General features: G+C 63.6%; 21 protein-coding genes. 9 read left to right on the forward strand and 12 right to left on the reverse strand.

The features are described 5' to 3' along the window. Window positions 1–19 precede the first annotated feature (19 nt). Window positions 20–1,054: a GGDEF domain-containing protein gene (locus C9I57_RS24145; protein WP_107153116.1), complete on the forward strand. Its 1,035-nt coding sequence runs from the start codon at window positions 20–22 to the stop codon at window positions 1,052–1,054. A 74-nt stretch (window positions 1,055–1,128) separates the two neighbouring features. Here the strand turns inward: C9I57_RS24145 and C9I57_RS24150 are convergent, their stop codons facing one another. From C9I57_RS24150 to C9I57_RS24175, 6 genes are all read right to left on the reverse strand, one after another. Next, window positions 1,129–2,172: an alpha/beta fold hydrolase gene (locus C9I57_RS24150; protein WP_107153180.1), complete on the reverse strand. Its 1,044-nt coding sequence runs from the start codon at window positions 2,170–2,172 to the stop codon at window positions 1,129–1,131. Window positions 2,173–2,452: 280 nt separating this feature from the next. After that, on the reverse strand, window positions 2,453–2,986 hold the full coding sequence (locus tag C9I57_RS24155; RefSeq protein ID WP_258187798.1) for a hypothetical protein: 534 nt from the start codon (window positions 2,984–2,986) through the stop codon (window positions 2,453–2,455). A 75-nt stretch (window positions 2,987–3,061) separates the two neighbouring features. Then, on the reverse strand, window positions 3,062–3,577 hold the full coding sequence (locus tag C9I57_RS24160; RefSeq protein WP_107153117.1) for a spore coat protein U domain-containing protein: 516 nt from the start codon (window positions 3,575–3,577) through the stop codon (window positions 3,062–3,064). Beyond that, window positions 3,574–5,847, reverse strand: a complete 2,274-nt coding sequence (locus C9I57_RS24165) for a fimbria/pilus outer membrane usher protein (protein WP_107153181.1) — start codon at window positions 5,845–5,847, stop codon at window positions 3,574–3,576. Before C9I57_RS24165 ends, C9I57_RS24160 begins: the two co-directional genes overlap by 4 nt. 49 nt (window positions 5,848–5,896) lie before the next feature. Then, entirely contained in the window at window positions 5,897–6,640 is a 744-nt protein-coding gene (locus tag C9I57_RS24170) for a fimbrial biogenesis chaperone (protein WP_308836370.1), read from the reverse strand. A gap of 69 nt (window positions 6,641–6,709) precedes the next feature. Next, window positions 6,710–7,213, reverse strand: coding sequence for a Csu type fimbrial protein (locus tag C9I57_RS24175; RefSeq protein WP_107153118.1), 504 nt, complete (start codon window positions 7,211–7,213; stop codon window positions 6,710–6,712). 393 nt (window positions 7,214–7,606) lie between these two features. On the opposite strand from C9I57_RS24175, the gene C9I57_RS24180 reads away from it, so the two are divergent. Further along, window positions 7,607–8,563, forward strand: coding sequence for an aldo/keto reductase (locus C9I57_RS24180; protein WP_107153119.1), 957 nt, complete (start codon window positions 7,607–7,609; stop codon window positions 8,561–8,563). 429 nt (window positions 8,564–8,992) lie between these two features. Beyond that, complete coding sequence (locus tag C9I57_RS24185; RefSeq protein WP_146166256.1) at window positions 8,993–10,267, forward strand: hypothetical protein; 1,275 nt, start codon at window positions 8,993–8,995, stop codon at window positions 10,265–10,267. Window positions 10,268–10,532: 265 nt separating this feature from the next. Here the strand turns inward: C9I57_RS24185 and C9I57_RS24190 are convergent, their stop codons facing one another. From C9I57_RS24190 to C9I57_RS24200, 3 genes are read right to left on the reverse strand one after another with little or no spacing between them, the layout of a single operon-like run. Next, the gene (locus C9I57_RS24190) at window positions 10,533–10,841 is read right to left on the reverse strand and encodes an AtuA-related protein (protein ID WP_107153121.1); all 309 of its coding nucleotides are present in this window, start codon (window positions 10,839–10,841) and stop codon (window positions 10,533–10,535) included. After that, complete coding sequence (locus tag C9I57_RS24195) at window positions 10,842–12,206, reverse strand: acyclic terpene utilization AtuA family protein (RefSeq protein WP_107153122.1); 1,365 nt, start codon at window positions 12,204–12,206, stop codon at window positions 10,842–10,844. A gap of 15 nt (window positions 12,207–12,221) precedes the next feature. Next, window positions 12,222–13,529 (reverse strand): CitMHS family transporter, encoded by a 1,308-nt coding sequence (locus C9I57_RS24200; RefSeq protein ID WP_107153123.1) that lies wholly within the window; start codon window positions 13,527–13,529, stop codon window positions 12,222–12,224. Between the two features lie 99 nt (window positions 13,530–13,628). Between C9I57_RS24200 and C9I57_RS24205 the strand changes: the two genes are divergently transcribed. After that, the gene (locus tag C9I57_RS24205) at window positions 13,629–14,525 is read left to right on the forward strand and encodes a LysR family transcriptional regulator (protein WP_107153124.1); all 897 of its coding nucleotides are present in this window, start codon (window positions 13,629–13,631) and stop codon (window positions 14,523–14,525) included. On the opposite strand, the gene C9I57_RS24210 is transcribed toward C9I57_RS24205, so the two are convergent. Both C9I57_RS24210 and C9I57_RS24215 read right to left on the reverse strand, forming a co-directional pair. After that, window positions 14,500–15,906: a sensor histidine kinase gene (locus C9I57_RS24210; protein WP_107153125.1), complete on the reverse strand. Its 1,407-nt coding sequence runs from the start codon at window positions 15,904–15,906 to the stop codon at window positions 14,500–14,502. The two genes, C9I57_RS24205 and C9I57_RS24210, sit on opposite strands and share 26 nt — an antisense overlap. After that, on the reverse strand, window positions 15,893–16,558 hold the full coding sequence (locus C9I57_RS24215) for a response regulator transcription factor (protein WP_107153126.1): 666 nt from the start codon (window positions 16,556–16,558) through the stop codon (window positions 15,893–15,895). The genes C9I57_RS24210 and C9I57_RS24215 overlap by 14 nt, the downstream gene beginning before the upstream one ends. Window positions 16,559–16,783: 225 nt before the next feature. On the opposite strand from C9I57_RS24215, the gene C9I57_RS24220 reads away from it, so the two are divergent. Further along, complete coding sequence (locus C9I57_RS24220; protein WP_258187799.1) at window positions 16,784–17,797, forward strand: ABC transporter substrate-binding protein; 1,014 nt, start codon at window positions 16,784–16,786, stop codon at window positions 17,795–17,797. Between the two features lie 86 nt (window positions 17,798–17,883). Next, window positions 17,884–19,143 (forward strand): MFS transporter, encoded by a 1,260-nt coding sequence (locus C9I57_RS24225; protein ID WP_440130245.1) that lies wholly within the window; start codon window positions 17,884–17,886, stop codon window positions 19,141–19,143. Window positions 19,144–19,167: 24 nt separating this feature from the next. Here the strand turns inward: C9I57_RS24225 and C9I57_RS24230 are convergent, their stop codons facing one another. Next, the gene (locus tag C9I57_RS24230) at window positions 19,168–19,974 is read right to left on the reverse strand and encodes a CerR family C-terminal domain-containing protein (protein ID WP_107153127.1); all 807 of its coding nucleotides are present in this window, start codon (window positions 19,972–19,974) and stop codon (window positions 19,168–19,170) included. A 99-nt stretch (window positions 19,975–20,073) separates the two neighbouring features. On the opposite strand from C9I57_RS24230, the gene C9I57_RS24235 reads away from it, so the two are divergent. The 3 genes from C9I57_RS24235 to C9I57_RS24245 are packed head-to-tail and all read left to right on the forward strand — an operon-like array spanning window position 20,074 to window position 24,394. After that, window positions 20,074–21,249 carry an HlyD family secretion protein gene (locus tag C9I57_RS24235; protein ID WP_107153128.1) on the forward strand — a complete coding sequence of 392 codons (1,176 nt, stop codon included), beginning with the start codon at window positions 20,074–20,076 and terminating at the stop codon, window positions 21,247–21,249. Further along, a complete protein-coding gene (locus C9I57_RS24240) occupies window positions 21,242–22,840 on the forward strand; it encodes a DHA2 family efflux MFS transporter permease subunit (RefSeq protein WP_107153129.1) in 1,599 nt (532 codons plus the stop codon). Before C9I57_RS24235 ends, C9I57_RS24240 begins: the two co-directional genes overlap by 8 nt. A 24-nt stretch (window positions 22,841–22,864) precedes the next feature. Further along, entirely contained in the window at window positions 22,865–24,394 is a 1,530-nt protein-coding gene (locus C9I57_RS24245; RefSeq protein ID WP_107153130.1) for an efflux transporter outer membrane subunit, read from the forward strand. Window positions 24,395–24,519 lie beyond the last annotated feature (125 nt).

Consider the following 24,519-nt stretch of genomic DNA (forward strand, 5'->3'; position numbering starts at 1 on the left):
GCGGGTGGGACCGCGGGCGATGGCCATCGCCTCCTTGCTCGCGCTGCTGACAGGCTTGCTCTTCCTCGCGGTGCAGGCCCGCGCGATATTCTCGGACGAGCTCAAGCAGGAATACGTCGCGCTTGTCGTCGAAGCGGTCGGGCGCGCGCAAGCCGCCGCCGTCGCGGCGAGCGAAACCAAGCGAACGTTCGATCTCGATCAGACCGCGGCCGATGACTATCGGCGCGCGCAAGCGAACCTCGTCGCTCGCGTCAAAACGCTTGCGGCGTTGGAGGACGCAAGCCCGTTCGCGTCTCCGCACGTCACCGGGGCCGCGCTCTCACCCGACGCGGTGGCGAGCGACACCGACGCCTCGCTCGACGCGGCGTCGACGTATTGGCACGCGCAGCGCGACCGCACGGCTGCCGATCTGCGAATGCGTATCTCGGGCGTGGCCAATGCCCTCATCGTGTTGTCCGCATTCGTATTCAGCGCACTCATTACCGCACTCGTGATGTATTCGAAGCGGGCGCGGCAGCTCGCGGAGCAGTCATCGCTGTTCCAGCACGCCGCGCTGCACGACGCGCTGACGGGGCTGCCGAATCGACGCAAGCTGTTCGAAGTCATCGAGGAAGCGGCGGCGGCGACTTCCAACGATCCGCCGGGCAAGCTTGCCATTCTCTACATCGACCTCGATGGATTCAAAGCCATCAACGACTCGCGAGGACATCGCGCGGGCGATGAATTTTTGATCGGCACGTCGAGGCGCTTTCGTCGTGCCGTTCGCGCGGGCGACGTCGTCGCACGGATAGGCGGCGACGAGTTCGCTGTGCTGATCCGGGAATATTCGAGCGATGCTCAGCTTGCTTCGATCGCGCGACGCTTGAGCGCTTGCGTGACGCAGACTGCCGAGGAAATGGGACTCCGAGGCGTGAGCGCAAGTATCGGCATCGCTTGTTGGCCGGATTCGGTCAAAGATCTCTATCGCCTCGTCGCCGCAGCCGATGAAACGATGTACCAGGTGAAGCGAACGCGAAAAAGTGGCTATGCGTTCGCTGCGCCGGCGAATCGATGACGGGCTTCCTAGGTCTGCAGCGATCGCCTCGACGCAACGCCGGCGTGAGCGCACGTTGCGTCTGACCGGCTCGGTCACAACTGCACGACTTGCTTGATCGCATCGGCGAACGCCTCCGGCGCTTCCTGCGGAAGGTTGTGGCCGATGCCGCCGCCGAGGGTCCGATGCAGGTACTTGCCGGTGAATTTCTTTGCATACCCCGCGGGTTCAAGGTGCGGCGCCCCGTTGGCATCGCCTTCGAGGGTGATGGTCGGCACGGAGATGGTCGGGCCAGTAGCCAGGCGCTGTTCGATGCTGTCGTATTGGGCTTCGCCCTTAGCGAGCCCGAGCCGCCAGCGATAGTTGTGAATGACGACGGCTACGTGGTCCGGGTTCCGAAACGATGCGGCCGACCGCTCGTAGGTCGCGTCGTCGAAGTCCCACTTCGGCGAGGCCAGTTGCCAGATCAGCTTGTTGAAGGCGTCCCGATTCGCCTCGTAGCCGAGCGCGCCGCGCTCCGTCGCGAAGTAGTACTGATACCACCATTGCAGTTCGGCCTTCGGCGGTAGCGGTTTCTCATTCGCCGCCTGACTGCCGATCAGGTAGCCGCTCACGGATACGAGCGCTTTGACGCGCTCGGGCCATAGTGCCGCAATGGTATCGGCCGTGCGCCCGCCCCAGTCGTAGCCGCCGAACACCGCCTGATCGATTTTCAGCGCGTCCATCAACGCGACGATGTCGACAGCCGTAACAGCCTGCTGACCGTTGCGAGGCGTATCGGCCGAGAGGAAGCGCGTCGAGCCGTAGCCGCGCAAATACGGCACGATGACGCGATAGCCGGCAGACGCCAAGAGTGGAGCAACGTCTATGTAGCTATGGATGTCGTAAGGCCAACCGTGCAGCAGTATCACCACCGGCCCGTTCTTCGGTCCGGCTTCGGCATAACCCACGTTGAGGACGCCGGCGTCGATCTGTTGGATTTCGCCGAACGACGCATTGCCGCTCGTGCGTTTTTTCGCGGAAGCGGTGTGCGACGACTTGGCGTTCGCAAGACTGTTCAGGCTCAGGTCCAACAGGCTGACGCTGGCGAGCGTCGTACCGAGTATTCTGCGGCGGCGGATATTGACGGGATCTGACATGGCGAATGCTCCGGTTTGGTTGTTCGGAAGATCGATGCGGCCGACCACGCGACCACAAACATCACCTGCTTTTTCGATCGATTGCGCTTTCCGCGACGGCGGACGGAGCGCATCACCCGCTTTATATCCGGTCCATTCAGATGTTTTGTATTTCAATGTATCGGCCAGGAGCTGCTACACACGCCGATTCAAAATCGCTGGATTCCAGTTGAATCACGTCCTGGCTGATACGTATTTTTGCGCTGACTTGCGCCGTGGCGAGGGGCCGCGATGCTATCGGTCAGTTCGGCCGAACGATGATCGTCAGCGGCCACCCGTAAGTACCGTCCTTCGGTTTTTTCGCCAGGTTGAAGCGGTAGGTCAGCGACAGATTGGTGGTCGGTCCCGTGAATGGCATGGCGACTGTGCCGCCGGTGGCGGGCAAAGTTACGCTCGTGCCGAGTCCATAAATCTGGATGGACGAGAAGAGCGCTTGTTCGGATGGTGCGACCTGGAAGACGAGCGTGTAACCGGCGCGGTCGTTCGTCTTGACCGTGAGAGTCGATCCGCTGTGGTTATCGCCGTCGGGCACGTTGAGATAGCCGAGGTTCACGTCCTTGTTCGTGATGACAAGCTGGGTCGGCTCACCGGCGGCATCTTGCGCATAGGGCTGTACCGTGGCCCCGATCGTGATTTGCCGCATCGATTGCTTGGCGCCCGCTTGAAAGCAGAACAGCGCCAAGGACGTCGCTGTCAGTGCCGCGAGCAGTGGCGCGAAGCCGATTATCCGTCCATCCCGCCCGTTGCGAGCGGCCTTCCCCTGGGTCCGTTTCATTTCGTCGATCCTTTCAGAGCTTCATCGGCGTCGGCGGCTCATTCTCGACCGCCGTGGGCGAGCGAGCTGGCACCGTCACTGATAAGTCAAAGTCACCGTGATCGGCACGGTCGTCCCGTAGCTTCCAGGCACTGCATTCTGGCCCGCTCGTATCACGCCGTAGATGGTGATCGGAACCGACGGCTGCTGGTTGGTGATCGTTCCCGAGAGGGTGATCGTTCCGTCTCCGGTGCCGTCCCCCCAAATGGTCGTATAGGCACTGCTCGTATAGAGGTTGTACGAAACGGTGTGGCTGCCATAGAGCAACTGACGGTTGGCATAGCTGCCGGAGCCAGCGCTTGCCGACAACGTGTAACTGACTGACTTGCTGCCGTTGCCCCAGCCGCCGCACGTTATGGTGATCGTCGTCGTGCTCGTCGCGTTGCTCGTCGTGCTGTAGGTGCCAAAACTGAGCGGATTGGCCGACACGGTGCAGGTCGCGGCTGATCCATCGCGGCTCCATGTTGCGGCCACTGCCATCATGGCCAGCGCGATCACGCCATGCCGGGCCCATGCGCGCCGCCAGCTCGCGGTTTCTCGAACGTACGTCATTGTCGAACTCCCTTGCAAACGAATGTGCCGAGATCGGGAAGCGGCTCCGCGCCCGCGGGAAAGGGCACCTCGACGTCACACTGCTGGCCGCGCCAGCCCGCGCGAAGGCGATTTCGTGCCGACAGTCCCGTGAGGTAGACCACGCCGTCGTGACCGACGGGGAACTCCTGAGCTTGCCCATCGATTTTCACCGTCGCGCCCACGGGCAGGCGGCTTCCGTCGTCGAGCGCGAGCGTGAGCACCGCGTCGTGCGCGTGGCTGACGGGAAATTCGAGGACCATTCCGCTGCGGAACCGCGGAACGGCATCCATCGACAGCGTGCCCACCTTGGCGTCGAACGGCAGATCCATCTGTTCGATCGATATCGAATTTTTCTCGAACGCGCGCAGTCTGGGCACCAGTGCTTCACCGCCCGCACCGGTTTTCCCGACGAGCTGGTTGTCGGCATAGACGCGAACATTGGGAAAATCCGGCACCTTGACCACGGCGAAACTGTCCGTGATGCGCCGAGTGAGATGAATGCCGTCAAGAATCGCAACACCGCCTGAGACATCGAGGCGCATGCCAGTTTGCCCCTCATGGCTCGCGCCTTCGAGCATGTAGCTGCCGATCCTGTTTTGCGCATTGAGCTCGACGTCCCACGTGCGGCGGTCGCCTTGCTCGATGCTATAGCCGATGCCATCGCCTGGAGGCAGGCCGCGCTGGAGTTGCGTCAGGACATCCGTACGATTTTGCTGTCGAGTAACGTTGATGGAGCTGGTCGTTCGTGGGCCCATCGGCTTCGTCCAGAACATGCCGATCGAGAGACTTCCGGACTGGTTCAACGCTTTGGAGACCGACAAGCTGACGAAGCCCAGATTTCCCAGCTCCGTGCTGTAGGTTGCGGAGGCCAGCTGAGTCGGGTGACCGTCGCGATCGTCGAGGTAGACGTAGGCGAGCCCGAGCGAGCCGTTGTGAGGGATCGCCACGCCCATGTTCACGTTCGCCAGGAGGCGCGGTGCGGGCATGCCGGATTCGAGGCCCAGTTGCGTGAAACGGCTGCTGGTCATCTGTGCATGCACGCCTAGGCTCAGGGGGCTCGCCTGACGCTCGAACCCCAGCAAAAGCAGGCCGCCAACCCCGTCCCGGCTATGGCTCGCGGCGATTGCCGCATTGAAAGTGCCCAATGACGGCGCGAGCAGAACGGCGCCGACCCCGAGGGTCTGTCGTTGGGCTTGCGCCTCCCCGTGCACTTCCCCCGTGAATCGCTCAGTCACGCCGAGCCGATGTGTGGCGGCGATGAACGGTTGAATGTAGTCGTTGCTGTCGATGCCATAGTTTTCGCGTACGCCGCCAAGCTCGTACGAATAGTCGTGCAGTCCTTGTGCGAGCAGGCGGGCACTCGCGTAAAACGGCTGAGTGATCACCTGCTCGCGGCCCATCACGTCGCGCACGACGAGGCGCACATTGCCCTGACCCGTCACCACAGGCACGTTGGTGATCGAGAATGGACCGGGGGCGACCTCCTTGGTGCCGCTCAGCACGTTGTTGACATAGAGCTCGACCGTGGACGGCAAGGCGGCCTGGCCGCCGATGCTTTGCAACGGCAACGCGACAAAGCCGGGTTGAACGCCGAAGTTCGTGCCGTATTGGATGCCGCCGAACCTCACGCTGCGGCCCCACATTCCGGCGTCGTTGATCGAGTCCCCGAGACGCAGACTGGTGAGCCGTTCGGGAAAGTCCTTCGTCCAAGTGGTCTCGAGCCGGGTGAAGCGCCGGCTGACATCGTTGCCGTTGACCAAAAAGCTGCCGACACCCACGCCGAGACTGTTGAAAATGCCTGCTTCGAACAAGCCGGATTGATGAGTGAGGCCGCTCGAGCGTTCTGCGTAGAGGTCGTAGTTGAAGAAGCCTCCGAGGCCGGGTTTCGCCGCGAGCGCAGGCGGCTTGCTCGCTTCATCGAATGCACTCGGCAAAAAGGCTCGAGCAGGCGCCGTCACCGTGATCGTCAGGTGAGCTTCGTCGATCTGATACGAGACATCGGGGATCGCCTTCAGCGGGTAAAAGGCCTCGTTGTTGTGCATGAGCGGCGTGACGTCCGGTGTTTGCAAGCGCCATCGTTTGAGGTCGGACGCAGCCGCATAAACGGTACCGTCCTTGCCCCTTAGCAGTAGCACCGTCTCATCCAGGTCCTGCTTGTTGAGGTCGAATTGCAAAAGCATTTCCTCGGGGCTCTCGGCGACGATCTGATGTGCCGCCGGCGAGCCTGGTAGGTCATTGGGGAACGTCATGCCTGCTCTCGCCACGGACGCCGCCAGCATCGCCAGCGCCGCGACCGTCCTACTGCCACTGCTGCGCAATGGGCGAATCGATGTCACCCGCATCGGAATAAGCCTTCAATCGCAAGGCGCCGCCGGGCGCGGAGGGCGCATCTCGTCCTGGCTGCATGACGAGGCGCCGCGTCTGTCCGGGCAAGACGTAGGCGAACCCCGGATACGTTGCAACCGGCCGATCGCCGGCTGTCAGCACGAGGTTGGCGACTTGCGCGTGGGCCGTGCCTTCGTTCGTCACCGAAAGGGCGAGGGGGCCACTGCCTTGCGTGTCGACGTGCCATTGCAGTGCGGGCGCCGTGGGCACGCGCGGCTTGACGAAAATCGGCAATCGCATTTCCAGCGCGATTTGGACGCCGGCGAACCCGGGTTTGGGCGGTGGCGGAACCTCGCGCAGATAGAGCCGATAGCTCGTTTCGCGATCGGACGCCGACGGATGACGGAGGCCGACGCGAACGACCTGTGTCGCGCCCGGCGCCAACGTGAAAATGGGCGGCGTGGCCAATAGCTCGGGCGCTGGGGTATAGACGTCTTCGCCGTCCTTTTGCGACCAGGCCACGGTATTCAACTCGACGACGACCGGCTCGTCGGTCATTTCATTCTTGACCGTCAATGCGCTCGACGTCTGAGAAGCCGACAGTTCCACCCTCACGGGCGTCACGGTGAAATTCGCCGCATGCGAGACAGCGCACGTCGAGACGAGCGCGGCGCCCGTCGCGGCGCGGGCTAGCAGGTGGATCGCTCGGATCATCATTGGCTGGCTCCCCCTAGTCATTACGCCCCCTCGTTGGGGGGCTGGTGTTATCGGCGGACTTGCGATCCGTCAGTACGTCACGGTGACTTTCACCGTATCGGCATAGCTGCCCGGCACCGTGTTGGGCTGACTCGGGACATAGCCGAACACCGTTTTCGTGATGGCATTGCCGGAGGCCATGCCCGCTCCCGTGGCGGAGACCGTGTCCGTGCCGACCGTATTGCCCCATACGGTGCTGTGCCCGGAATCTTGATAGAGCGAGTACGAGAGCGTGTTGGAGCCGCTCGTCATGACCCGGCTTGCCACCGTGGCGCCCGAGCCCGCGCCGGCGTCGAGGCCGATGTTGAACGGCGTCGTATTGGTGCAATTGACGCTGATCGACGAAGTGGAGGCCTGAGCCCCTTGGGTCGGGTCGAAGGCGCCGAAAGACAACGCGCTCGCCGAGTTGATGACGCACGTTGCGTTGACGGTTGCGGAAACGCCGAACGTCGTGGACGTCGTGCCGGCAAACGCCCCCGCGGCAAGCGAAAAACAGGCGGCTGCGACAGCCGCTCTGATCACGGTTTTTTTCATCACGAACACTCCTGAAAGAATGAGTTCGATCCGACATCGGTGCGGACGTCATCGAGCGGCCGCGACCCATGCGCCGGATCGATGCGAGCGGACTGCAATACCCGCGCCATGCTCGCCATTGGCTCGTGACTAAAGGGCGAGCGCGGCCGTTGTGAGCGACTCGGACGGTTCCCGCGCAAAGAACGTCTCGCGCATGAGACGCGCAAGAGCGCTTGTCATCGGCCCGGGCTCTCGATTGGCAAGCCGATTGGGGTCGCGCTTGCGCCAAATCGGGGGGACTGGAAAGACGCGAATGCCTCATAAATGAGACACATCGCGTACGCATGCTCGCTGGCCAGCAAAATCGAGGCGTGGCGAGTATCCTGATTCGCCTCATTCACGACGGAGGCGGAGATGGAAAAGCGCAAACTGGGCGGATCGGCGCTCGATGTGTCGCCGATCTGTTTTGGCGGAAACGTGTTCGGCTGGACGGCGGACGAGGCGACGTCGTTTTCGCTGTTGGACGAGCTCGTCGATGCCGGGATCGACTTTATCGATACGGCCGACGTCTACTCGCGCTGGGCGCCGGGCAATCGGGGCGGCGAGTCGGAGACGATCATCGGCAAGTGGCTCAAGCGAAGCGGCAAACGGAACCGGATCGTACTGGCGACGAAAGTCGGCATGCTCGAGGCACGGCCGGGTTTGTCGCCGGCGAACATTCTGCAGGCGGCGGATGAATCGCTGCGCCGTTTGCAGACTGATTACATCGATGTTTACTTTTCTCACCGTGATTTTGCGGACACCCCGCTCGAGGAAACGCTCGGCGCGTATCAGAAGTTGATCGAAGCGGGGAAGGTCCGCGTGATCGGCGCGTCGAACTACAGCGGCGCGCGGCTCGACGAGGCCGCGGCGATCAGTGCGCGCAACGGCTTGCCTGCCTATCAGGTCGTACAGCCCGAATACAACCTTTATGACCGGCAGGAATACGAGCGCGATATCGAGCCGGCCGCTGCGCGGAACAAGCTTGCCGTGGTGACGTACTACTCGCTCGCGAGCGGCTTCTTGAGCGGTAAATATCGGGGCCGCGACGATCTGAAGAAGAGCGCGCGCGGCGGGAATGTCGAGAAGTATTTCACCACGCGCGGGCAGAGGATTCTTGGTGCCCTCGACGAGGTCAGCGCGCGCCACAACACGACACAGGCGAGCGTGGCGCTGGCTTGGCTGATCGCCCGGCCGAGTGTGACGGCGCCGATCGCGAGCGCGACGTCGCGCGAGCAGGTGCGGGCGTTGGTGGCCGCCGCGGATCTGATGCTGGACAAAGAGGATGTCGAACTGCTCGATCGGGCTAGTCAGTACGGAGAGCAGCACTAACCACGTTTCATTGCGGCTATGCGGCGCGGGGTTTCGTTCGCGCCGCATCGGTCGACCTGTGGGCCCGTTGATGGGGCCCATTGATCGTTTCTCGGAATTCTTCCATCACTCGGATACGTCGGAAATCGTTACCAGCGCGGCCGCGCGCGGCGGCCTTTCTCACGCGATCCAACCTTCCCTTCGTCCGAGAATTTTCCCTTCCTAGCGATTTGCTTGCGGTGGTTGCCTACATTGCGGCCTTCGTTTGGCGAGCGCGCATGCTCCGCCGATCGTCGGCAATGCATCGGCACGTCCGTGCTCGTGCAGATGCAAGAGCGCGCATGTACGCCTATCACGCTTGCCGATGTTGCGATTTCGAGTCAGTGCCTTGTACTGACTTGTTTTGTGGACGGGGTTCGAGGGATCCCGAATAAGTGGCTAGGAGAGACGATGAAACATAAATCGATAGATCTGCCGCGCAGTCGAGCGGCATGGGCTGTCTCTGCCGTTGCGGTGTTGGCAGCGATGGGGTTAGGTGCTTGTGGAGGCGGGAGCGGGGGATCCGGTGCGGCGGCTAGCCAAAAGGAAACGGCCGCCGGTTCTGCTCCGAACGGAATCAAAGTGGAAGGGAAATCGCAATCAGTGCAAGCTGTTGAGGGGAAGGTAGACCTAGTTTTGCCTCAAGTGCCTTCTTCCGAATATGGCGTGCTCAGGGGTAACTTCGAGAGTTCTTTGATCGACGCTGCCGCGCTTCAGGAAGCGGCACCAGGTGCATACAGGGCATTTGGGAATCGCGCCTCGCTGTCGTCGGGAACAATCACCGATTTATCGGGCAATGGCGAGTACGCGATCGGCCGCTGGACGCAGGGCGCCGATTCGAACGGTGGAACGTACAACGCAAATCAAGGTCGTGCATGGGCGGTAGGGAAGGCACTTGCCCTGACTATCGATGAAGGCTCCGAGTACCACTGCAAGTTCCAGGCGGCTACACGGCCGGTGGCAATCAATGGCAATACTCCACCCGGCAAATTGAAAGCGGGCGCGGCGAAGGTGTATGTAAAGCGCGAAGTATCGCCCTGGGGCGACCTATCGCTCAGCGATGTCTTCGATCTGTCGCTGGAGTACTCGATTGGAAACGACGCCGCGCAGACCAAGGCGGCGAGAGCCATCTCTATCGGGTATGTGAGCAGTCCGACGGATCAGCATACGTTCGTGTCTAGACTCGTCGGCAGCGACAAAGCAAAGCCTTATCTCGCCGTTGCCTACACGATACAGGCGCCGACTGCCGGCACGGTCCACGGGGTCGCGGTAATGGCTTGCGACTACCATCCGCCGGCAGCCAACGAGCAGCCTCGGGAAACGAATAGCCAATCCGAGCAATTGAGCCAGTCGGAGGCAGCCGGCGATTCGCCCGCGGCGACCGATATTCCATCGCAGCAGCACAAGGCGCCACCCGTCGATCAATCCCAGCAGGTGGGGCAGACGGACACGGCCGACGGCTCGCGCGCTACGACTGATACCTCGTCTGTACCCCCTGATGTTCCGTCCGGTGCTCCATCGGAGCAAGCAGCGCAGTCGGACGCGGCAGGCGGTACCTCTGCGGTGACTGAAACTCCGTCGTCGCAGAATGACGGTCCATCTCTCCGGACGCTCGTCAAGGCCCTCCCGAGCGTCGGCGACGGCATCGACTGGCCGGAAGGGGACGTGCTCCCGACGGATAAATAGTATCGATGATCGACGGCCGGTTCCCGATTCGGCTACCCGTCTTCCAGACGGGTAAAAGATGTTCAGCGTTGAGCTATGGGAACTGATCGAACTAGTACTTGCGAGAGGGGCAACGCTTGCCCCTTTTTGATTCAGCACGCGCTCGCTAACGATCTCCGAGACCCTCTCGGCAAATCGGTTTGGCGACCCGACAGGCTTCCACCGGACGGCTTGTTCCGCGACCCGCGCTCGCCGAAGCGCGGGGCCGAGTGGGCACAGCGGTCCACTACGGAGCCGGAACATCGATATCGAGCAGTGCCGAGCTAACGGACTTGCCATGCGCATCAAGCGCAAGCGAGCGCGTCACCCCACCGCCCAGCGCCTCAAGTAAAACAAAGTTCAGCGCACCGATTAGAGGCAATTCATAGCGCACGACATCGCCGCGCACAACATCGGCTAAATGCGCTTTCACACGCTCGGGCGTCAAGTGCGCGAGCACATGTGCGTAGACACGCGGATCGTGACAAATGACCGATACGTTGAGCGTATTGCCTTTGTCGCCGGTCCTCGAATGGGCCAGGTCTCGCAGCTTCAATCAAACCTCCACGATTTCGAATGATGGCTGGACCAGTTCGCGCGGAACCAACACCGACTGCACGGCAATCACCTCGCGCGCGCTCTTCGTCGCACCGCCGCCGCCGGCCGGTCCGTTCGTATAGAGCGTTTCGACCTCGTTGCCGATCCGCGTCGCCTCTTCGAGCGTCGGCGCGCGCCCAGCCACGCGGGCACGGACTTCATACGGTGCGGGATGACTCATGCTCAACGAGGGCCCATAAAGCGCGTCGACCCCAATCAGATCGAAGCGCAACTCGCCAACATCGACGCCCGCGAGCGCTAGCCGCTCGCGGACGATGTCGAGCGCCAACCGTGCTCGATCGACGGCACCCGGGCCGCCATATGAAATTTGCCCCTCGCCGATGAACCCATCGGCAAACGCCACGCTTGCCTTCAACGTAGACGGCCGCGGCGTTCCCGTTCCTCCTGTCACGCGCACGCGATCAGGGCTTTCCTCTTCAATGCGCACGCCGGTAAAGTCGGCAACGACATCAGGCTGTAGATAGCGCTTGGGATCGTGTATCTCGTAGAGCAATTGCTCCTTGCAAGTCGCCGCCGTCACGCAGCCGCCCGCGGAAGGGATCTTCGTCACGATGACGGTGCCGTCTTCCGTCACCTCGCCGATCGGAAACCCGAGCCTCGCCAACGCGGGAACGTCCTTGATGCCGGGATCGGCGAAATAGCCGCCCGTGATCTGTCCCGCGCACTCGAGCAAATGCCCGACGACGGTGGCTTGCCCGAGCCGCCGCCAATCGTCGAAGGCCCAACCGAACTCGTAAGCGAGCGGCGCCACGAAAAGCGACGGATCGGACACGCGACCGGTCAGCACGATATCGGCTCCGGCCGCGAGCGCCGCAACGATCGGTTCGGCACCGAGATAGGCATTCGCCGACACCATCCTTTCGCCGAGCGTGCTGACCGCCTGGCCCGTCTCCTCGAAACGATAGTCGCCTTGCTTCACGATATCGAGAACATCGTCGCCGACGACAGCGGCGATCTTCAAGCCCGACAACCCGAGCGATCGCGCGATTTCGGCAGTCGCGCGCGCAGCCGCATGCGGGTTGGCCGCGCCCATGTTCGACACGATGTGCACGCCATTGCGCACGGCGTGCGGCAGCACCGCACGCATACGCGCCTCGAGCAGCGGATCGTAGCCGCGTTGAGGGTTATGCCGCCGCGCTTGCTGCGCGAGGGCGATGGTTCGTTCAGCGAGGCACTCGAACACGAGGTAATCGAGGGCACCCTGTTCGGCGAGCTCGACTGCGGGCTCGATTCTGTCGCCCGAGTAACCGGCGCCTGCGCCGAGCCGCACGACGCGCTTAGATTGAGCTTGGGCTGCTGTCATCGTTGATCGGTTGCGTCAAAGAGAAAAGATGCCGAGCACGACGCAAGCGATCGTCATGACGATCGACGCGCCGAACAGCAGCGGAAACGTAAACTTCTGGTGGTCGGCCAGATCGACGCGCGTCAGTCCGCAAACGAGAAACGTCGCGGGCGTGAGCGGGCTGATCGGAAAGCCGGTCGTCATTTGCCCGAGCAGGGCCGCCTGCCCGATCTTGACGGCAGGCACGCCGAGCTGGGCGGCGACTTCGGCGACAACAGGCAGGACTCCGAAGTAAAACGAATCGGGATCGAACAGAAGGCTGAGCGGCATCGATAGGAGGCCGAGCACGACCGGAATATGCGCGGCCATATTGGCGGGGACGAACCCGACGGCGACGCCCGCCATGGCCTTCAGCATGCCGCTGCCCTGCATGATTCCGGTGAATGCGCCGGCGGCGAGCAGGATGCCGGCCATCATCAGCGCGGCCCGCGCATGCGCGTCGATGCGCTGACGCTGCATCTCGACGTCGGGGTAGTTCACGAGCAGCGCAATGCAAAGGCCCACCATGAACATGATGGCCGGCGGCATCTTCTCTCCCATGGCGATCATCGAACCGAGCACCAAGACCGTCAACACGATGTTGAACCAGAAGTTGCGCGGCCGACGCAGTGCTTTCTGTTCGTCGGTGATCACGAACTGGGGCAGGGGGGCGCCACTGCCGGACCCAGCATCGAGCCCGAGGCGCTTTTCTTCGCGTCGGCCGAGCCAATAGGCGGCGCCGAATACGAATGCGAGCCCGACGATCTGCACAGGGACCAGCGGATTGAAGAGCGCCGGTATCGGCAGATGCAGCGACGCGGACGCCCGGATCATCGGCCCGGTCCAGGGCAGAAAGTTCACGCCCGCAGCCATCGAGGCGGCTGCCGCCAGCACGCGTCGATCCATGCCGAGACGGTCGTATAGCGGCAGCATCGCGGGAATCGTCACGAGAAAGCAGACGGCTCCCGAGCCGTCCAGATGAATCAGCAGCGCGAGCAACGTGGTACCCATGACGATGCGGGTCGGGCGCGTGCCGACTGTCCGCACGATGCGCTCGATGATCGGATCGAGCGTGCCGGCATCCGTGATCACTCCGAAGTAGAGAATCGCGAACACGAACATGCCGACGACCGGAGCGAGGCTCTTCAGCCCGTCGAGCACGAACTTGCCCGTCTGCAAGCCGAATCCTCCGATCAGCGAGGCGACGATCGGCACGATGATCAGCGCGACGAGCGGCGACATCCGTTTAGTGAGGATCGCCGCGAGCAGCACGGCAATAGTCAGGACTCCTAGCAACGCCAGCATGCGAATGTCTCCGATCTTGTCTTTTGGTGGCGACAAGCGTAGTTTTTTGCCGTTGATAAAACAATTGAAACGATTTGATCGCAGCGATTATGGATAGTGATGGATCTGAACTTACGTGACATCCGCGCCTTCATTGCCGTGGCGCAGACGGGCAGCTTCACGCGCGCGGCCACGAGGCTGCACCTGTCGCAGCCCGCGCTAACGGTGCAAATCCGTCGGCTCGAAGAGATCGTCGGCACGCGACTTTTCGACCGCAACAGCCGTAGCGTGGCGTTGACCGTGGTCGGGCGTGAGCTCTTGCCGCTCATGCAGAAATCGCTGCATGACATGGAGCGCGTCCTGCACGATGCGCGAGCGCTCAGCGATTGCGCGCGCGGGCGAGTACGTGTGGCCGCGTTGCCGTCGTTTGCATCGAGCGTGCTGCCCGACTGCATTCGCTCGCTGTCGCAGGCCATGCCGAGAATTTCGTTCGAAATTCGCGATGTGGTGGCGAGCGTCGTCAATCAGCTCGTTCGCAACGAGGACGCGGATCTCGGCGTGACGGGCGGCGAGATCGCGGATCCTTCGATCGAGGTGATCCATGCGGGCAACGATCGTCTTTGCGTGGTATGCCCGAGCAACCATCCGCTGGCAACGAAGCGCAAGATCGGCGTCGCCGACATCGTCGCGCATCCGCTCGTCCTGACGGCGACGGGAACGAGCGTGCGAGCCGTCGTGGATGCGGCGCTCGCGGAGGCCGGCCGTGCGCCGGTGATCAATTGCGAGCCGACATACATGATGACCGCCGTCGCCATGGTACGTGCGCGACTTGGCGTCACGATTCTGCCCGCGTCGGCGCGCGAGATTCGCGCCGAACGCAGCCTGATTGCGCGCCCGATCAACGACGAGCGCTTCTTGCGCCCGATCATGCTCGTCAAGAAGCGCGGCCGCGGATTGCCGCGGGCAGCCGAGGCATTCGCCGAAATCGTGGTCAACGCGCTCGAGCAGGGGAGCTGAGCGGAAAGATCAGCCTCACGGCGAAGCCTCCGCACGCAGGAAAGTCGAACGCAACCTCGCCCCCGTGAGCCTTCATGACTTCCCGCACGATCGCAAGCCCCAACCCGGAGCCCGCGCCGCGGCCGCTTCGATCGGGGGCGACGCTCACGAACGGAAGCAGAACCGCCTCCCAATGTTCGCGCGCGATACCGGGGCCGTTGTCGCGTACGCTCAGTTCCACTGAGTGAGTCGATGAGGACACCGAAACGGTGATCTCGTCGGCGTGGCCGTGCAACAGGGCGTTGTGGAGCAGATTGGACAACGCCTCCTGCAGGCTGACCGCATCGCCGAGGATGTAAGTCTGCGCGGCGTCGCTTTCGAATGCGACGGTCACGTCGCGCTCGTCGGCGAGCGGAATCGTCCGCCCCAGGACTTCCTTTGCGAGCGCGTTCAACTCGACGCGTTGCGGCGTGATGGCTTCCGATCGATGAATCACCATCGCGTGGTTGAGCAGTTGCCCTGTCAAGCGCCCGACGTCGATGCACGTGTCTCGTAGCGAAGACAGCCGCGCGCGATAGCGGCCCGCATCGGTTTCGCTGCTGAGCAGCTCGATTTGTGCGTCGAGCCGCGCGATCGGCGTGCGCATCTGATGCGCGGCGTCCGCGATGAAGCGCTGCATCGACGCGATGCGGTTGGCGAGTCGCCGCATCAGCACGTTGATCGCGCCGATGATCGCGTTGATTTCGCTTGGCGTATCGACCGCGACGGGCCTCAGGTCGGCAGGATCGCGCGCCGCGATGATCGTTTCGATCTCAGCGAGCGGACGCAATCCGCGCTTGATCGCAAGGCCGCTCGCGCCGACAGCGAGGATGCTCATCAGCGCGATCAGCGTCCACACCTTGAAGCTCATTTCGTTCGCGAGCTGCTGGCGTGAATGCGTCGTCTGAGCGAGCGTGATGACCGCCCAGCCCGGTACGGTTTCCTCGGGCATATAGCGCGCGACGGTCGCGATCCGGACTGGCTGACGCTGGTACGTACCGTTTGCGAACACCGGCCCCTGACGAGCCGAAGCGAGCGTCGTGCCGCTATCGAGCTTGGGGTCGCCTGCCACGACGATGCCGCGCGAATCGACGACCTTGTAGTAGACGACGTCGTAGCGCGACAGCGTGGAAAACGCCGCTACGGGCGGGTTCAGCGCCAGCACGCCGCCTTGCACATACAGGTTCTCGGCTACCTGGATCACGGCGCCCGACAGCAACTGATCGTAGGCTCGCTCGGCTGCCACGCCGGCGTAATAGCGCGCCACTGCCGCCAGCGTCGCGGCCCCCGCGGCGACGACGAGCGCGATGAAGAGCAGCGTGCGCCCGAAAAGCGTCCTCGGAAACCATCTAAGCCGACGCAATTTGGTATCCCATGCCGCGCACCGTGCGAATTTCGACGGAGCTGCCGAGCAATTTCTTACGCAGGCGCGTCACGTATTGCTCGACGGCGTTGGTGCTCGGCTCGTTGCCGAAACTGAAAAGCTGGCTCAGCAATTCCTCTTTGGGAAAGATTCGCTGCGGCCGGCTGGCGAGGATCTCGAGCAACGCGAACTCCTGCCGAGACAGCGAGAGCGGCTTGCCTTCCAATTCGGCGAGGCGGCTGCTGCGATCGACGACGAGGGCACCCACGGTCAGGACATCGTTGGCGTGCCCGCTTCCACGGCGCAAGAGGGCTTGCACGCGCGCCTCGAGCTCACGATAGTCGAACGGCTTCACGAGGTAATCGTCAGCGCCCAGTCCGAGCCCGCTCACCCGGTCGTCGATCGTCGAGCGCGCCGTCAGCAGGAGCACTGGCGTCGCGCCGCCGGCTGCGCGCAGCCGGCGCAATATTGCGAACCCGTCCATCGACGGGAGCATGACGTCGAGCACGACGAGGTCGAAGCGCTCGATCGCGAGCAACGCGTTGGCCGAGGCCCCGTCGGCCTCGAGGTCGACGGCGTGGCCGAGCCTCGTCAGGCGGTGTCGAATCGCCGCGCCGATTTCGGCATCGTCTTCCACTACGAGAATGCGCATGATGAAGGTCGTCGTTCTGATCGCGGGTTTTCCCGGGGGCGGCTTGTCAGCATTTTCTCAGACTCGGCCGCTAATCTGACGTCACGCATGCATCGGCGACGACGGTTTCGAGCCGACTTTCGCCGCGGCTGCTTTCATGAAGACAAAACCGAAGAAGACGACGAGACTGTGAGAAAAGAGGAGATGCGAGCCGTGCCGGCGAAGCCTGACCGCAGGCGGCGGGCAATGACCGTCGCCGCGCTCGGCGCGGCGTTCGCGCCGTCCATCGTCTTGCCGCGCACGCGCGAAGTCCGCATTTCCAAGGGCTACGGAATCCTCTATCTGCCGCTGCTCGTCATGGAAGCGCACCGCCTCTTCGAGAAGCACGCTGCGCGCCGAGGGCTCGGATCGATCGCCGTCAACTGGGTGCTGCTCGACGGCGGCAATTCCGTCAACGACGCGATGATGGCCGGCACGCTCGACTTCGCGGGCACCGGCGCGCCCGGTTTCATCGAGCTCTGGGCGCGAGCGCGCGGCATTCCGAACGTGGAGGTCATCGGCATAAGCGGCCTGAGCAGCACGTCGCTTTCTCTCAATACGAACAAGCCGTCGATCACGTCGCTGCGCGACTTTTCCGCCGCGGACAGGATCGCCGTGCCGGGCATCCGGACATCCTTGTCGGCTGTCGTATTGCAGATGGTCGTCGCGCGCGAGCTCGGCGCTCGCCAGTTCGCGCGGCTCGACGCGATGACGGTCAATCTGCCTCATCCGGTCGCGATGGATGCGCTGATTCGCCGCGAGAAAGGCGTGACGGCGCATTTCACGTCGCCGCCGTTTTCGACGCTGGAGCTGCGAGAGCGCGGCATCCATCGAGTGATCAGCTCGATGGACGTGCTCGGGCCGCTCTCACTCGATGTCGTCTTCGCACCTAAAAGGATCGCGGACGGGGAGCCGGCGCTCGTCGATACGTTCCTCGATGCGCTTGTCGAGGCGAATCGGTTCATCGCCGCGAATCCGCGCGCGGCAGCGGACATCTACGTCGCGGGATCGGGCGTGAGCGTCTCGCCCGCCGATGTCATGCAAATGCTCGCCGATCCGCAGACGGCGTTCTCGCTCGAACCCAAACAGTTGCTGGAATTCGTCGACTTCCTGTTCATGGTCGGCACGATCAAAGCGAAGCCCCGAACGTGGGAAGAGATGTTCGCTCCAGCGCTCGGTCGCTATCGATCGGCGCGAGCGACGGCAAGTACCCCAAGTTGATCCCATTCGAAGTCGAGACAAAAGAGGAGTCCATAGTGAGCGAAAGCGGCACGAACAGTCCAATATCGAGCGAAGAACGACATGTCATGACGAAGATGACCTGGCGCCTCATGCCGATTCTCGTCGTCATGTTTCTGATCTCGTTTATCGACCGGCAGAACGTAGGCTTTGCCAAGCTGCAAATGATTCATAGCCTCGGGATGACCGAAGCGGCGTTCGGCTTCGCCTCGTCGCTCTTTTTCATCGGCTACCTGCTTTTCGAAGTGCCGAGCACGCTCGCGCTGCATCGTTTCGGCGCGCGCTTATGGCTCGCGCGCATCATGCTGACGTGGGGCGTGATCACCGTGCTGATGGGCTTCACGACGTCGACTGCGGTGTTTTGCGCTTTGCGCTTTGCATTGGGCGTCGCGGAAGCGGGCTTTTACCCGGGCGTGATCTATTACCTCACGCTCTGGTTTCCCCAGAGCTATCGTGCCCGTGTGCTCGGCATCTTCACGCTCGGCAGCGCGCTCGCCAACATGCTCGGATCGCTCGTGGGCGGCTGGCTGCTGAGCCTGAGCGGCGTCATGGGGCTCGCCGGCTGGCAATGGGTATTCATTGCCACGGGCATTCCGGCCGTTCTCGTCGCCCTCACCGTGTTCAAGCTGCTGCCCGCATCGCTCGCGGAAGCGCGCTTTCTCGGCGAGCGCGAAAAGCAGGTGGCCCTCGCGGCCCTCGAACGCGAGAAGCCCGTCGACGCCGTGCACGAGCGCCCGTGGAAGGCATTGTCCGATCCGCGCGTGATGCTGTTCGCGGCAACCTACATGCTGATGTCGACTTCGCTTTATGGCGTGACCTATTGGCTGCCGACGCTCGTCAAGACGTTCGGCGTTTCGAGCACGACCAATGGATTCCTCAGCATGCTTCCGTGGGCGCTCGCCGTCGTGCTGCTGCTTTATTTGCCGGGCAAGCTTCGGCGGGCCAAAAGCATTCTCAAGGCCGTTGCATGCGTTGCCGGCCTCGGCGTAGTCGGTTTTACGCTCAGTCTCTTGTTGCCGACTACGCCTTTGCGCTTCATCGCGCTGGTGTTGGGCGGTGCCTGCATACCGCTGCTCTATCCGTGCTTCTGGTCGATGCCGCCGCGTTACTTCAGCGGGGCGCGCGCCGCGGCGAGTGTCGCCGCGATCAATTCGATCGGCAATCTCGGCGGGTTCTTCGGCCAGAACTTGATGCCCTATGCGGGCAAGGTCAGCGGCAGCGCGTTCGGGCCGATGATCGTGCCGATCGCATGCTTGGCAGTCCTTACGATAGGCACGACTGTCGCGCGGTTGAGGAGCGACCGCCGGCTCGTTGCCGCTGAGGCATGAGGCAGCCGGTCGGCGCGCCTCGTTTTACGCGGCGGCCGCGCCGCGCCGCTTGCGCTCGCTAACTCTATTTGTTGACGGCTTCTTTGTTGACGGCGCCGCCGCGTCGCTTGCCTGCGACGCCAGCCGCGATTCGCGCTCGGCGTTCCACATCTCGAGCAACGCGCGCGTTTGGCCCTGTACGACTGTCTTGACGAGCTCCAGCTTCGCCTCATCCATTTCCGTCCAGCCGAGGGCCGCCAGCATCGCGCGCGGCGCGTGATGGAAAATGGTCAACTGTCCCATCAGGCTCAGCGTGCGGATCTGTGTCACGGGATCGTCGAACGCGGTTCCGCCGATTCTGGCGACGAGCGACGCGCAAACGCGGTTCAGCGGCATGCGCAACTTCTCTTGCAGGATTTGTGACGCGATCGGCGGCTCTTGCCCCGCCTGCTCCCGCACCATGAAAAGCCGCAGCCCCGGCATCTGGGGCCCGTAAAAGATTTTGCTGGTCATCGCTTCGTGGATCGAAACGAAAGCGTCGATGAGCGCGGCCGCCCCCGCTGAACCGGCGAGCACTTCAGTCGCCTGCTGCACGACCGGCTCGAAACGCTCCCACACGGTCTGGACGATGTGCTCGGCGCAGGCGCGGTAGACCCCTTCCTTGTTTTCAAAGTAGTACTGCAGCGCCGGCGCGTTGACGCCCGCGCGCGCCGCGATGTCGCGCGTCGAGGCCGCAGCGAAGCCGCGCTCCCCGAACAGCTCGATGGCCGCGTGGATGATGCGGTGCCGCGTTTCATCGCCGCGCGCATAACCCCCTTCCGGCGGACGGCGAAGCCGCTTCACGTCGCTCATGACTTCTCACTCCTTTCCCATACCGCGGTCAGAAATATATCACTTGACACATTTTTTCCAACTGGAATAATTGCCTGCGCTTCCTCAGGAGAATCCCTCATGTCCGAAACCGTCGATGCCCCAACGCGCGCCGGCCCGGCCGGCACTGCCGTCGCCGCAGGCAAACCGGCCGAGGATACCTCGGGCGGCGCCGCTCCGGCGCGCCCAAAGAGGCGCGGTTGGCTCATCGTACTCGTCGTTGCGCTCAGCCTTGGCGGGATGGCCTGGCTCGTCCACTGGTGGACGGTCGGTCGCTTCATCGAAAGCACGGACGACGCCTATCTTCAGGCCGACGGCGTCACGATCGCACCGAAAGTGAGCGGGTACGTCACCGAGGTACTGGTCGCGGACAATCAGACGGTCGAGGCGGGCGCACCGCTCGCGCGGCTCGATGCGCGACAGTATCAGGCATCGGTCGATCAGGCCCAGGCTACCGTCGACGCCCGCGTGGCCGATCTCGAGCGCGCCCACGCGGATCTGCTGCAAGAGCGGGCCAAGGTGGCGCAGGCGCAAGCGGACGAGCAAGTGGCGCGCGTCGCGCTTGCGCACGCCGAAGACAATGTGCGCCGCTATGCGCCGCTCACGGCAACGGGAGCCGAGACGGCGGAGCGCCTGGCCGATATGGTCAGCACGCGCGACCAGGCACGTGCGACGTTGGCATCGAACGCCGCGGCCGTCCACTCGGCCGAGACGCAAATCGCGGCAACGACGGCGCAGATTGCCCAAGCGCGCGCGCAGCTCGAAGCGGCGCAGGCCAACCTGAAGCAAGTGCGGCTCGATCTGCGCGACACGACGCTCTACAGCCCGATCAAAGGCCGGGTCGGCGACCGCACGGTGCGCGTGGGCCAGTACGTGCAGCCGGGCACGCGTCTTCTGACGATCGTCCCTGTCCATAACGTCTACCTCGAAGCGAACTTCAAGGAGACGCAGGTGGGACGCATGCGCGTCGGCCAGCCGGCGACGCTTCACGTCGACGCGCTACACGGCGTCGATCTTCATGGTGTCGTCGAGAGCTTCGCGCCCGGCACCGGAGCGCAGTTCGCGCTGCTTCCGCCTGAGAATGCGACGGGCAACTTTACGAAGATCGTGCAGCGCGTGCCCGTGCGCATCCGTATCGATACGGGGCCCGAGACGCGGCGCGTCTTGCTGCCGGGCCTCTCGGTGACCGTCGATGTCGATACGCGCTCGGCGCGTGAAGACGACAAGCGGATCGCCGGCGAGAACCGACATGGCTGACGCGCCGCCGATTTCATCCGCGCGTGCTCCCGCGCAAGCTGAGCGCGCGAGCGCCGTCGATTGGATCGCGGTTGCCGCGGGCTCGCTCGGCGCCTTGATGGCGACGCTCGACATTTCGATCACGAACTCCGCGTTGCCGCAGATCCAGGGCGCCGTCGGCGCGACGGGCACCGAGGGGACCTGGATCTCCACGGGCTACCTGATGTCCGAGATCGTCATGATTCCGCTCGCCGCCTGGCTCACGCGCGTGTTCGGCCTGCGCAACTTCCTGCTCGTCAACGCGGCTCTCTTCACGATCTTTTCGATGATGTGCGGGCTTTCGAGCTCGCTCGAGTGGATGATCGTCGGGCGCATCGGGCAGGGTTTCACGGGCGGCGCGATGATACCGACGGCGCAAACGATCGTTCGCACCCGGCTGCCGCGCTCGCAGATGTCGATCGGCATGACGATCTTCGGCCTGATCGTGCTGCTCGGCCCGCTGCTCGGCCCCGTCGTCGGCGGATGGCTCGCCGAGAACATTTCATGGCGATGGTGCTTCTTCATCAATCTGCCCGTTTGCGTCGCGCTGGTGACGTTGCTGATCGTGGGGCTTCCGGCCGACCGGCCGCATTGGCACGACTTCGTCAATGCCGATTGGATCGGCATCGTGGGCCTGTCGATCGGTCTGTCCTCGCTGACGGTCGTGCTCGAGGAAGGCCAGCGGCATCAGTGGTTCGAGTCGCAGCAGATCGTGTTTTGCGCCTGCCTGAGCGCGCTGGGATTCATTCTCATCGGTATCTCGCAGTTCGCCGCGAAGAAGCCGATCATGCGGCTCGCGTTAATGAGCAATGCCCGGTATGCGAGCGTCATCGTCATCGTGACCGCCGTCGGGGCCGGGCTCTATGGCGTCTCGTACCTCGTGCCGCAGTTCCTCGGCATCATCTCGGGCTACAACGCCGAGCAGTCGGGCGCGATCATGCTCCTTTCAGGGCTGCCTTCGTTCCTGATGATGCCGCTGTTGCCGCGCCTGCTCTCGACCGTCGATTTCCGGATTCTCGTGGTGACGGGGCTCCTCTGTTTTGCCGGCAGTTGCCTGCTCGACACGACGCTCACCGCGCAAAGTGCCGGCGGCGACTTCGTCTGGTCGCAGCTTTTGCGCGGCGCCGGACAGATGCTCGCGATGATGCCGCTCAACCAGGCGTCGATGGCGGCCGTCTCGCGCGAAGACTCGGGCGATGCGGCGGGGCTTTACAACATGGCGCGCAATCTCGGCGGCTCGATCGGTCTTGCGATCATCGGTGTCATCATCGACCGGCGCACGACGTTCCATACCGAGGCCATCCGTGAATCGCTGACGGCCAACTCGGTCATCGGCCAGGAGCGCATTGCGGCCAACGCCGCCAATTGGTTCGTGCAGACGGGCGACATGGCCTACGCGAAGATGCGCGCGCTCGGCCAGCTTGCGGCGCAGATTCAGGTGCAGGCGTCGGTCATGACGTACGCGGAAACGTTCTATGCGCTCGCTATCGCGCTCCTGGTCTGCATTCCGCTTGCACTATTGCTGAGGACTCCTGCGCAATCGGCCGGCGCGTCGCAGGCTTCGGGCCACTAACGATCAGTTCGACCAACAATTGTCATGACGACGCAGATCCGCCGTTGTTTGCCCTTCGTTTCGTTGCCGACTATTCTGCGCACGAGAAGCCTCACAGTGACAGTCCCGGTCGGGCTCGCCGTCGCGGCGGCGGTTTCGCTCACCGCATGCACCGTCGGCCCGGACTACCGCGGTGCGCCGCCGGTGGCCAACGATGCTGTCCACGCACCGGCATTCGTTCGCACGCCATCGGCCGGCGTCTCGAGCGGTCCCGCTCCGAACGATTGGTGGCACGCGCTTGGCGATCCGCAGCTCGATGCGTTGATCGATGCGGCGCTCGCGCACAATCCTGATGTCCACGCGGCCGAGGCGCGTCTTCGCGAAGCTCGTGCGCAGCTGAACCTGCAGCATGCCGATCAACTGCCGAAGGTGAGCGCCGATGCGGCCGCGCTGCGCATGCGTCAGCCCGATCTCGGCAACCTGTTCTCGTCGGGCGGCAATGGCTCGGGACAAAGCTCGTCGAGCGGAGGCGGGCCGGTGCAGTTCTACGCGGCGACGCTCCAGGCATCCTGGGAGATCGACCTCTTCGGCGGTACGCGGCGTGCCGTCGAGGCCGCCTCGGCTCAGGCCGAAGCCGTCGACGCCGATCTCGCCGACACGCAAGTCGCGCTCGCGGCCGAAGTGGCGCAGGCCTACTTCGATCTGCGCGACGAGCAGCAACGCCTCGCCTTGGCGCGCGATACGGCGGAACTGCAGCAGCGCATGCTGACGCTGACCGAGCAGCGCCGTGCGGGCGGCACTGCGGCCGACGTCGACGTCGAGCGGCTCACGAGCCAGGTCGAAACGACTCGCGCGACCATCGCCCCGCTGGACGAGCAGATTGCCGAATCGCTCGACCGACTCTCCGTGTTGACGGGACGCGCGCCCGGCGCGCTCGATGCCGAGCTCGCATCGGCACGGCCGCTGCCGTCGTTGCCGGCGGTCGTGCCCGTGGGCGAACCGGCCCTGCTGATGCGGCTGCGCCCCGACGTGCGCGCCGCGGAGCGGCGATTGGCGGCGAGCAATGCGCAAATCGGCGAGCATATCGCCGACTATTTTCCAAAGCTGACGCTTTATGGCGATCTCGGCTTCACGGCCGCCGATCCGGGGCACCTCTTTCACAAGAACAACTTCTCGTGGTTCGGCGCGCCATTCTTGCAGTGGAACGCGTTCGATTTCGGCCGCACGGCGGCCAATGTCAGAAGCGCCGAAGCGTCTCGCGACGAAGCGAGCGCGAAGTACGAGAAGACGGTGCTCGCGGCCCTGCAAGACGCCAATGCGGCCCTTTCGCGCTACGGCCATCAGCGCGAGCACCTCGTGCGGCTCGAGGCGGTGCAGCGCTCGGCCGATCGCGCCTCGGTCCTCATGCAGCAGCGCTACCGGGCGGGCGTATCGACGCTCATCGATCTGCTCGATACGCAGCGCACGCAGTTCTCGGCACAGCAGGATGTCGTGGCGGGCGAGGCCGAGCTGCTCAAGGATTACGCGCTGGTCCAGAAGAGTCTCGGCTTGGGTTGGCGCGCGCGATCGGACTGAGCCCGGTTTCGGCCGCCTCCTCAATGTTTCGGCCGCTTGGCCGTTAATACGTTCGGGAGGGTAGCATCGACGCCTGAATGCTCGCTGACTCGCGGGATCTGGTCTACTCTCGTCAGATCATACGA

The organism is Trinickia symbiotica (genome assembly GCF_003028655.1).
Lineage (GTDB): Bacteria > Pseudomonadota > Gammaproteobacteria > Burkholderiales > Burkholderiaceae > Trinickia > Trinickia symbiotica_A.

Bases quoted from the DNA above. Each gene is read 5' to 3' on its own strand.
- C9I57_RS24195 (WP_107153122.1), bottom strand. From the start codon at position 12,206: ATGACAGCAGCCCAAGCTCAATCTAAGCGCGTCGTGCGGCTCGGCGCA.
- C9I57_RS24170 (WP_308836370.1), bottom strand. From the start codon at position 6,640: ATGATGATCCGAGCGATCCACCTGCTAGCCCGCGCCGCGACGGGCGCC.
- C9I57_RS24180 (WP_107153119.1), top strand. From the start codon at position 7,607: ATGGAAAAGCGCAAACTGGGCGGATCGGCGCTCGATGTGTCGCCGATC.
- C9I57_RS24245 (WP_107153130.1), top strand. From the start codon at position 22,865: ATGACGACGCAGATCCGCCGTTGTTTGCCCTTCGTTTCGTTGCCGACT.
- C9I57_RS24225 (WP_440130245.1), top strand. From the start codon at position 17,884: ATGACGAAGATGACCTGGCGCCTCATGCCGATTCTCGTCGTCATGTTT.
- C9I57_RS24240 (WP_107153129.1), top strand. From the start codon at position 21,242: ATGGCTGACGCGCCGCCGATTTCATCCGCGCGTGCTCCCGCGCAAGCT.
- C9I57_RS24160 (WP_107153117.1), bottom strand. From the start codon at position 3,577: ATGACGTACGTTCGAGAAACCGCGAGCTGGCGGCGCGCATGGGCCCGG.
- C9I57_RS24165 (WP_107153181.1), bottom strand. From the start codon at position 5,847: ATGACGTTCCCCAATGACCTACCAGGCTCGCCGGCGGCACATCAGATC.
- C9I57_RS24220 (WP_258187799.1), top strand. From the start codon at position 16,784: ATGACCGTCGCCGCGCTCGGCGCGGCGTTCGCGCCGTCCATCGTCTTG.
- C9I57_RS24155 (WP_258187798.1), bottom strand. From the start codon at position 2,986: ATGAAACGGACCCAGGGGAAGGCCGCTCGCAACGGGCGGGATGGACGG.
- C9I57_RS24185 (WP_146166256.1), top strand. From the start codon at position 8,993: ATGAAACATAAATCGATAGATCTGCCGCGCAGTCGAGCGGCATGGGCT.
- C9I57_RS24175 (WP_107153118.1), bottom strand. From the start codon at position 7,213: ATGAAAAAAACCGTGATCAGAGCGGCTGTCGCAGCCGCCTGTTTTTCG.
- C9I57_RS24215 (WP_107153126.1), bottom strand. From the start codon at position 16,558: ATGCGCATTCTCGTAGTGGAAGACGATGCCGAAATCGGCGCGGCGATT.
- C9I57_RS24235 (WP_107153128.1), top strand. From the start codon at position 20,074: ATGTCCGAAACCGTCGATGCCCCAACGCGCGCCGGCCCGGCCGGCACT.
- C9I57_RS24150 (WP_107153180.1), bottom strand. From the start codon at position 2,172: ATGTCAGATCCCGTCAATATCCGCCGCCGCAGAATACTCGGTACGACG.
- C9I57_RS24200 (WP_107153123.1), bottom strand. From the start codon at position 13,529: ATGCTGGCGTTGCTAGGAGTCCTGACTATTGCCGTGCTGCTCGCGGCG.
- C9I57_RS24205 (WP_107153124.1), top strand. From the start codon at position 13,629: ATGGATCTGAACTTACGTGACATCCGCGCCTTCATTGCCGTGGCGCAG.
- C9I57_RS24145 (WP_107153116.1), top strand. From the start codon at position 20: ATGGCCATCGCCTCCTTGCTCGCGCTGCTGACAGGCTTGCTCTTCCTC.
- C9I57_RS24230 (WP_107153127.1), bottom strand. From the start codon at position 19,974: ATGAGCGACGTGAAGCGGCTTCGCCGTCCGCCGGAAGGGGGTTATGCG.